This window comes from Streptomyces sp. NPDC054840 (genome assembly GCF_053611065.1).
In genome coordinates this window covers 1-8,201 of the sequence record NZ_JBSGZP010000313.1, presented here as the reverse complement: position 1 = coordinate 8,201, position 8,201 = coordinate 1, and the positions used below count along the sequence as shown (strand labels likewise).

General features: G+C 71.1%; 7 protein-coding genes. 6 read left to right on the top strand and 1 reads right to left on the bottom strand.

Going from position 1 to position 8,201, the window contains the following annotated elements:
* The 6 genes from ACWGIU_RS21740 to ACWGIU_RS21715 all read left to right on the top strand — a co-directional run.
* Nucleotides 1-299 (top strand): copper chaperone PCu(A)C (locus ACWGIU_RS21740; protein ID WP_453708175.1); only part of this gene is annotated, 299 nt, incomplete at its 5' end.
* A gap of 50 nt (nt 300-349) precedes the next feature.
* A complete protein-coding gene (locus ACWGIU_RS21735; RefSeq protein ID WP_453708173.1) occupies nt 350-853 on the top strand; it encodes an NUDIX hydrolase in 504 nt (167 codons plus the stop codon).
* Between the two features lie 182 nt (nt 854-1,035).
* The gene (locus ACWGIU_RS21730) at nt 1,036-1,902 is read left to right on the top strand and encodes a SigB/SigF/SigG family RNA polymerase sigma factor (RefSeq protein ID WP_453708171.1); all 867 of its coding nucleotides are present in this window, start codon (nt 1,036-1,038) and stop codon (nt 1,900-1,902) included.
* 88 nt (nt 1,903-1,990) lie between these two features.
* On the top strand, nt 1,991-2,362 hold the full coding sequence (locus ACWGIU_RS21725) for an STAS domain-containing protein (protein WP_453708169.1): 372 nt from the start codon (nt 1,991-1,993) through the stop codon (nt 2,360-2,362).
* A 5-nt stretch (nt 2,363-2,367) separates the two neighbouring features.
* Entirely contained in the window at nt 2,368-2,817 is a 450-nt protein-coding gene (locus ACWGIU_RS21720; protein ID WP_453708168.1) for an ATP-binding protein, read from the top strand.
* 177 nt (nt 2,818-2,994) lie between these two features.
* Entirely contained in the window at nt 2,995-6,000 is a 3,006-nt protein-coding gene (locus tag ACWGIU_RS21715) for a HAMP domain-containing protein (RefSeq protein WP_453708166.1), read from the top strand.
* 21 nt (nt 6,001-6,021) lie between these two features.
* Here ACWGIU_RS21715 and ACWGIU_RS21710 read toward each other — a convergent pair.
* On the bottom strand, nt 6,022-8,201 hold a 2,180-nt coding region (locus ACWGIU_RS21710; RefSeq protein WP_453708164.1), incomplete at its 5' end, for a SpoIIE family protein phosphatase.

Sequence of the window (8,201 nt, the reverse complement as noted above, 5' to 3'; positions counted from 1 at the left end):
ACATCACCAACATCGGTGGCTCGGAGGACCAGTTGACCGAGGTGACGTCACCCGGGGCCGAGCAGACGCTGCTCAGCCGGCGCGAGAGCACCGGGCTCGGGGCCGATCTCGTACGGACGACGGGTTCGGTGAGGGTACCCGCGGGTGGCACCGTCACCATGTCCCCCTTCGAGCTGAGCGTCACGACCCGGGTGAAGGAGATGCGGTGGCAGGCGGGCGACATCGTGCCGTTCGTCCTCCACTTCCGGTACAGCGCACCGGTCGAGGTGGTGGCGGTGGTGGTCCGGCCCGGCACCTGACCTCGGGTATCCGAAGGTGCTCCCGGGGCAGCCCCTGCCATCTTGTGTCCATGGGGGAACTGGTCGAGCAGGTCGATGAGCGGGACCACGTCGTGGCGGTCGTGGACCGCGCCGAGGCGATTCGGGAGGGCTGGCTGCACCGCGTCGCGACGATCGTGTGCCACGACGGCGATGGACGGGTCCTGGTGCACCGGCGACCGGACGACGCCTCCCGCTTCCCAGGGCAGTTCAACTGGATGCTCGGTGGCGCCGTCGGCGTCGGCGAGTCCTACGAGCAGGCCGCGGCCAGGGAACTGGCGGAGGAGCTCGGGGTGCACGCCGCTCCCCGCCTCGTGCTCACATTCCTGTGCGCCGGAGCGATCAGCCCTTACTGGATGGGCCTTCATGAAGCCGTGGTCACGACACCGGTTCGGCCCGACCCCGGGGAGGTGGCCTGGTTCGACTGGCTGACCGGGCCCGAACTCGATGAGCTCGTCCGCAGCTCCGAGTTCGTCCCGGACGCCCGTGAGGCGTTCGACCGGTATCGCGCCCTGGGGACCGCGAGCAGCCCTTGAGCCGGGGATGCCCTTCGGTCCACGCACCGCTCGCCGGGTTCGGGCCGATGCCGGCTCCCGCACCCTCCCCCGCTCGCGCTCGCGCTCGCGCTCACGAAGAGTGACGTACGACCACGGCGTGCACAGCTTCAAGCCGCCGGTAGAGGGGTATGGGGCTTGAGGGAACTTCCCGAGGAGGCGACATGCCTGCCACTCTCCGTACTGAGGCCGGTTCCGCGCCGCAGCGGGACATTCGCGAGATTCGCGATCCGCAGTCCGTGAGCACCGCTGAGGCCCACGACCTGTCGGTCACGCTCTTCCGGCGCCTGCGCGCGCTGGACGAGGGGACCGCAGAGTACTCGTACGTGCGGAACACCCTGGTCGAACTGAATCTGAGCATGGTCAAGTACGCGGCCACCCGCGTCCGCCACGTCGGCGCACCGTGGGAAGACGTCATGCAGGTCGGCACCATCGGCCTGATCAAGGCCATCAACAGGTTCGATCCGGACCGCGGGTTCGAATTCATGTCGTTCGCCCTGCCCACCATCGTGGGAGAGATCAAGCGGTACTTCCGCGACACGACCTGGGCCGTCCGCGTACCGCGCCGGCTCCAGGAGCTGCGCATCGACCTGGCCAAGGCGAACGACGCCCTGGAGCAGGAGCTGGGCCACGCTCCGCGGGCGCAGGAGCTCGCCGAGCGGCTGGACATCACCGTGGAGCAGGTCTGCGAGGGCCGTGTCGCGGCCAACGGCTTCACCAGCCTGTCCCTCGACGTCCCCGTGACGGCGGAAGACGACACGCCCCCCGGCCTGTCGGCCCGCAGCCTCGGCGTCGAGGAGAGCCGCTACGAGACGGTCGAGGACCTGGAATCGCTCAAACCGCTGGTGGGAGAACTGTCCGAACGGGACCGGACGATACTTGCCCTGCGTTTCGGGGAGGAGCTGACCCAGGCCGAGATCGGCGAGCGCCTGGGCATGTCCCAGATGCACGTGTCCCGGCTGCTGGCCCGCATCCTGGGCCGGCTGCGGGAGGGACTGCTCGCCGAGGGTCCCCGGGCCGAGGTGGCATGAGGCGCTCCCCCTTCCGCACCGGACGCACAGGCATATCGCGCTGGAACCCGGGCAGGCGCAGCAGTGCACGACGGAAGGGTGGTGCCGCATGGTCCCGGAAGCGAAGGGTGAACGCTTCACCGTGGGGGTCCAGGACGTGGACGGAGCCGTCGTCCTCGCGCTCGCGGGGGAACTGGACCACGACACCGCGCAGCCGCTGCGGGAAGCGCTCGACGGGGCACTCGCCCCGGGGCGTCGGTTGCTGGTCGATCTGGCAGGGCTCGGATTCTGTGATTCCACGGGGTTGAACGTGCTGCTGAATACCCGCCTCGCCGCTCAGGCGGCGGGAGCCAGTCTGGAACTGGTCGGCCTGCACGGACCCGTTGCCCGGATGTTCCGGATCACCGGGGCGGACGGTGTCTTCCCCGTCCATCCCGATGTCGGGGAAGCCCTGAGGACGACACGCGGGCGAGGGGCCTGAGCGTCATGGAGCTGCCCGGGCCGTCAGACCGGACCTGGAGCCTGGTGCTGGCCGGAGCCACCGACGTCGTCTCGCGCAGCCGCGACTTCGCCCGCCGGGCACTGACGGCCTGGCACTGGCTCCCCGGGACAGGAGAGAACGAACGCGAGACCGCCGAGGACGTGCTCCTGCTGGTCTCGGAGGTGGTGGCCAACGCCTGCCTGCACGGCGGAGGACCCCGCGCACTCGTCCTGGACTGCTCGGCCGAGCGGCTGCGGATCGAGGTCACCGACGGCAACCCCGCCCCGCCGGTACGCGTGCCCGCACGCGGGCCGGGCGACCGGGGGCAGCCGGGCGGTCACGGACTGCTGATCGTGGAACGTCTGGCCCGTGACTGGGGCTCGGAACCGGGAGCGGACGGCAAGCGCGTCTGGTGCGAGGTTCCGTGCCCCCCGGGTGTCCGCGTTCCCGGATGACGATGGCGAACCCGTTGGTCGCAAACCGGATGGTGACGGACGACGCGACGGACCGTCTGGTGGCTGGCCGGACGATTGCCTGCCGGCCGGGGGACCGGCACTGCCGGACCGTTCCCTGTCGCTTCTCCCGGGATGTCCCGGGCCGCACCACGTGTCACAGTGGTTGCGGAGGCGTCCATGGACGATGCGCGACAACGCCCTGAGCTGGGCGAGGAGGCGCTGAGGCGGCTTCTGGACGGGCTGACGGCCGTCCGCGACGGAGACTTCCTCACCCGGCTGCCGGCCGACTCGGAAGGGCTCCTGGGCGAGATCGCCACCGTCTACAACGGCATGGTCGAGCAGTTGTCCCTGGTCACGTCGGAGGTGACCCGGGTGGCGCGCGAGGTCGGCGGCCAGGGACTGCTCGGCGGGCACGCGCAAGTACACCGGGTGAGCGGCATCTGGCAAGAGCTGGCCACCGGGGTCAACACCATGGCCGACAACCTCACCTCCCAGGTCCGCTCGATCGCCCAGGTCGCCACCGCGGTCGCGGGCGGCGACCTCACCCGCAAGATCCGGGTGGAGGCGAGCGGCGAGATCCTCGAACTGAAGGAGACCATCAACACGATGGTCGACCGGCTCTCCTCCTTCGCGGAGGAGGTCACACGCGTCGCCCGCGAGGTCGGCACGGAGGGCAAGCTGGGGGGCCAGGCCACCGTGCAGGGCGTCTCCGGTACCTGGAAGGACCTGACCGACAACGTCAACTCCATGGCCGACAACCTGACCAACCAGGTGCGCAACATCGCCCAGGTGACCACGGCGGTCGCCCAGGGCGATCTCACGCGCAAGATCGACGTCTCCGCCCGGGGCGAGATCCTGGAGCTCAAGACCACCATCAACACCATGGTCGACCAGCTCTCCTCCTTCGCCGCCGAGGTCACCCGCGTCGCGCGCGAGGTCGGCAGCGAGGGCAAGCTGGGCGGCCAGGCAGAGGTGGAGGGTGTCTCCGGTACCTGGAAACGGCTCACCGAGAACGTCAACGAGCTGGCCGGCAACCTGACCCGGCAGGTGCGCGCCATCGCGGCGGTGACCAGTGCCGTGGCCGAGGGCGACCTCACCCGGTCGATCCGGGTCGAGGCCCCGGGCGAGGTCGGGGATCTGAAGGACAACATCAACGCGATGGTCGAGTCGCTGCGCCTGACCACCCGCGCCAACCAGGAACAGGACTGGCTCAAGACCAATCTCGCCCGGGTCTCGGCTCTGATCCAGGGAACCCGCGACCTCACCGACCTGGCCCAGCTGATCATGAACGAGGTACCGCCGCTGGTGAACGCCCAGTACGGCGCCTTCTTCCTCGCCGAGGACGATCAGGAGGGCAGGTACCTGATCATGCGGGCCGCCTACGGGATGCCGGACGACCCCGCCGCTCCCCCGCGCCGTTTCCGCTTCGGCCAGTCGCTGGTGGGGCAGGCTGCCGGCGGTCGCCGCACCCTCACCGTGGAACGGGTGCCGCCCGGGTACGCCACCATCGCTTCCGGTGCCGGCGCCGCCGAGCCGGCCGTCCTCGTCGTCCTGCCCATCGTGGTGGAGGGCCAGGCGCTCGGCGCTGTCGAACTGGCCTCGCTCGCCCCGTTCAGCCCCATCCACCGGGACTTCCTCGACCATTTCATCGAAGCCCTCGGCGTGAGCGTCAGCGCGCTGATCGCCAACGCCCGTACAGACGAGCTGCTGGAGCGGTCGCAGAGCCTGACTGCCGAACTGAGTTCCCAGTCCCAGGAACTCCAGTCCCGACAGGGCGAACTGCAGCGTTCCAATGCCGAGCTGGAGGAGAAGGCGGCCCTGCTGGCCGATCGGAACCGGGACATCGAGCGCAAGAACCTGGAGATCGAACAGGCGAGGCGGGAACTGGAGGTACGCGCCCAGCAGCTGTCGCGGACCTCCATGTACAAGTCGGAGTTCCTGGCCAACATGAGCCACGAACTGCGCACTCCGCTCAACAGCCTGCTGATCCTGGCCCAGTTGCTGTCACGCAACCCGGACGGGAACCTGACCGACAAGCAGGTCGACTACGCCGAGGTCATCCACTCCGCCGGCTCCGACCTGCTCCAGCTGATCAATGACATCCTCGACCTGTCGAAGGTCGAGGCGGGCAAGATGGACCTGCACCCCGAGGTCTTCCCGCTCCAGCAGCTCCTGTCCTCCCTCGACGCCACCTTCCGGCCCGTCGCGGCCGCCCGCGAGCTGGAGTTGCGGGTCGTCACCGGGGGTGGGTTGCCCGACGAACTGTTCACCGACCAGGCCCGGCTGAGGCAGGTCCTGCGCAATCTGGTCGCCAACGCGGTGAAGTTCACCGAGCAGGGGCACGTGGAGCTCCGGGTGGACCGGGCGACCGCGACCGAGCTGCCGCCCGCGCTGGGCCAGGGCGACAGGCCCGTCGCGGCCTTCCGGGTCTCCGATACGGGCATCGGCATACCAGAAGATCGGCTGGAGACCGTGTTCAACGCCTTCCAGCAGGGCGACGGCACCACCAGCCGCCACTACGGGGGCACCGGGCTGGGCCTGTCCATCAGCAGAGAGGTGGCCCACCTGCTGGGCGGCCTGATCGAAGCACGGTCCACGCCGGGGGAAGGCAGCGTGTTCATCCTCTTCCTTCCGATCCGGACGCCGGAGCAGGCCGCGCTGCGGTCCGCGGCGCCGTCGGGGGTCTCCGGCACGGCTTCCCCCGACGCCCCGCCGGCCGGCGCGGCGGCTCCCGGCCCTCTGCCGCATCCGCCCGCCGACGTGGTCCAAGGCTCCGTACCGGCCGGTCAACCTCCCGACGAAACCGCGGCGGCACCCGGCCCCACCGTCCTCGTCGTGGACGACGACGCCCGCAACGTCTTCGCGCTCACGGAGATCCTCCGGCGCGAGGGCATGCGGGTGCTGCGGGCCGAGGACGGCCGCACCGGCCTGGAGCTCCTGGCCGGGCGGGACGACGTGGACCTCGTCCTGATGGACGTGATGATGGCGGGCATGGACGGCTACGCCACCACTGCCGCCATCCGCGCGCTGCCCGGGTACACGAACGTCCCGATCGTCGCCGTCACCGCGCAGGCCATGCCCGGCGACCGCGAGAAGGCGCTGGCCGCCGGAGCCGACGACTACGTCACCAAGCCGGTCGACGCCGACGACCTGGCCGCGCGCATCCACACCTGGCTGACGTGACCCCGTCCCCTCTTCTTTCCTCTATTGCAGGATTTGGACGAGGACCAGGCTCGTGTCGTCGTCCGTGTCCCCCCGCACCTCGGCCAGCAGTCTGTCGGCCATGGCGTCGAGCTCGGCGCCCGCATGCCTCTCCACGACCCGTGTCAGACGCTCCATCCCGTCGTCCAGCGAGCTGTGGCGTCGCTCGACGAGCCCGTCGGTGTAGAAGACCAGCAGGTCCCCGGCTCGCAGCGGAGTCACCCGCTCCGTGTAGACGACCGAGGGCAACGCGCCCAACAGCACGTCCCGGGGAGTGTCGAGCAGCACCGCCCGGCCCTCCCTGAGCAGGATCAGCGGCAGATGGCCGGCGCTGGACCACCGCAGGATCCGGCCGTGCGGGTCGTAGTGGGCGCAGACCGCGGTGGCCGTGGACTGCCGCGGGTCGGCGAACGCCACCCTGTTGAGCCAGCCCATCAGCTGCCCGGCGGAGCCGCCGGTGAAGGCCAGCCCCCGCAGGGCGTTGCGCAGCGCCACCATGGTGGTCGCCGCGCCGACCCCGTGCCCGGCGATGTCGCCGACCACCAGCATCACCCGGTCCCCGGGCAGCGGCAGCACCTCGTACCAGTCGCCGCCCACCCGGTAGTCCTGGGCGGCGGGCCGGTAGCGAGCGGTGACGAGGAGCCCGGGGAGCCTGATCGAGGCCGGTACCTCGGGCAGGATGGCCTTCTGGAGCTGGAGGACGAACTGGTGGCGCAGCGCGGCCTGCGCCTGCGCGGCGGTGAGCTGGTCATAGGTGACGCCGAGGGCCAGCTCGGTCCGGTGCTGGGCGGAGACGTCCTGGAAGATCCCGGTGATCGCCACGGTGACGGACCCTTTCAGGAGCGGTTCCGCGCTGATCCGGACGTGGCGCATTCCGCCGTCGTCCCGGAGCACCCGGATCAGGGTGTGCGCGCCTTCCTGACGTACGGTCAGCGCCTCCAGGAGCGCGGCCAGTTGTCCCGTGTCGTCCCGGTGGGTCCTGGACATCAGGTCGCGGAGCGGGACGCCGGGGCCGCCCCGTTCCATTCCGAAGATCGAGTACGCGCGCTCGCCCCACCGCGACACCCCGCTGACGAGATCGTCCTCGAACAGGGCCAGGTGGTCCAGCCGGTCCAGCACCGAGGGCAGCAGCAGCCCGGGGTCGTCGGAGGTGTGCCAGAGGACCACGGCCCGCCCCGGACCGAGTGGCAGTGCCCGTACGTCGATCAGCGCCCCGGTGCCCTTGTCCGCCATCCGGTCCACCCGGCACGGAACGGCTGTCGTCCGTGCCTCGTCGATCAGGCGCACCAGGTCCGTGCAGTGCGTGGGCAGCACCTCGGCCAGGTGGCGCCCGGCGGGGCTCGGCACGCCGGCGAGCTGCCGCGCCGCGGCTGGGTTGGCATGGGCGATGAGCCAGTCGGGGCCGTCCGGCCCCTCGGTGCGGTTGAGCGCGAGCGCCGCGTCGGTGAGGCAGTCCAGCAGGACCCGGAGCATCAGCGGGCCGCTGAAGCCGTCCGCGTCCGGCGCGGCGTCCAGCACCCTCACCGCGTTCTCGGCGACCGCCTCCACGGCCTTGCGCATGGGCGGGTCGAAAGCCACCGGCCCCGGCCAGACGGCCAGCAGGACGCCGACCACCGTTCCCCGGGCCCGTAGGGGCAGAACGGCGCGCCCGGCATCGGGCACGGGGCCGGGCAGCGGATCTCCGTGCGGTGGTCCGTGGGGCAGCCAACCGGGCTCACCCGTATCCAGTGCGCTGCGCAGGGCGCCCTCCATGTGGGCGGGCAGCCACTGCCAGTGCGCGGACTGCAAGGCGTTCCCCCCGGCGTGCGCGACCAGCTCCAGGCAGTCCGTGGCGGTTCTCCGCCACAGCCACACCGCTGGTACGCCGAGGTGGCTCAGACCGCCGTGCAGCAGCGCTTCGGCCGCCTGGCCTGCGGCCGAGGCCACGCCCAGGGCCGCATCGGTCCGCCGTAGCCGGCGCCCCGTCGCCGGGTGGGGTTCGGCGACCGGCGGGCCGGGGGCAGCGGCGGTGGACCCGGCGGCCGCGTTCACGATGTCCGCGGCGACATCGGGCGCACTCACGCCCGTGCTCGCGGCCAGACGGCTCAGATGGTCGGCCGCCGCCGCGGGGGGCGAGGACAGCTGGGCGACCAGGATCCCGGTCGCCAGATCGAGCAGGTGACGGTCCACGCGCTCGGCCCGGA

Bases quoted from the DNA above. Each gene is read 5' to 3' on its own strand.
- ACWGIU_RS21720 (WP_453708168.1), top strand. From the start codon at position 2,368: ATGGAGCTGCCCGGGCCGTCAGACCGGACCTGGAGCCTGGTGCTGGCC.
- ACWGIU_RS21725 (WP_453708169.1), top strand. From the start codon at position 1,991: ATGGTCCCGGAAGCGAAGGGTGAACGCTTCACCGTGGGGGTCCAGGAC.
- ACWGIU_RS21735 (WP_453708173.1), top strand. From the start codon at position 350: ATGGGGGAACTGGTCGAGCAGGTCGATGAGCGGGACCACGTCGTGGCG.
- ACWGIU_RS21730 (WP_453708171.1), top strand. From the start codon at position 1,036: ATGCCTGCCACTCTCCGTACTGAGGCCGGTTCCGCGCCGCAGCGGGAC.
- ACWGIU_RS21715 (WP_453708166.1), top strand. From the start codon at position 2,995: ATGGACGATGCGCGACAACGCCCTGAGCTGGGCGAGGAGGCGCTGAGG.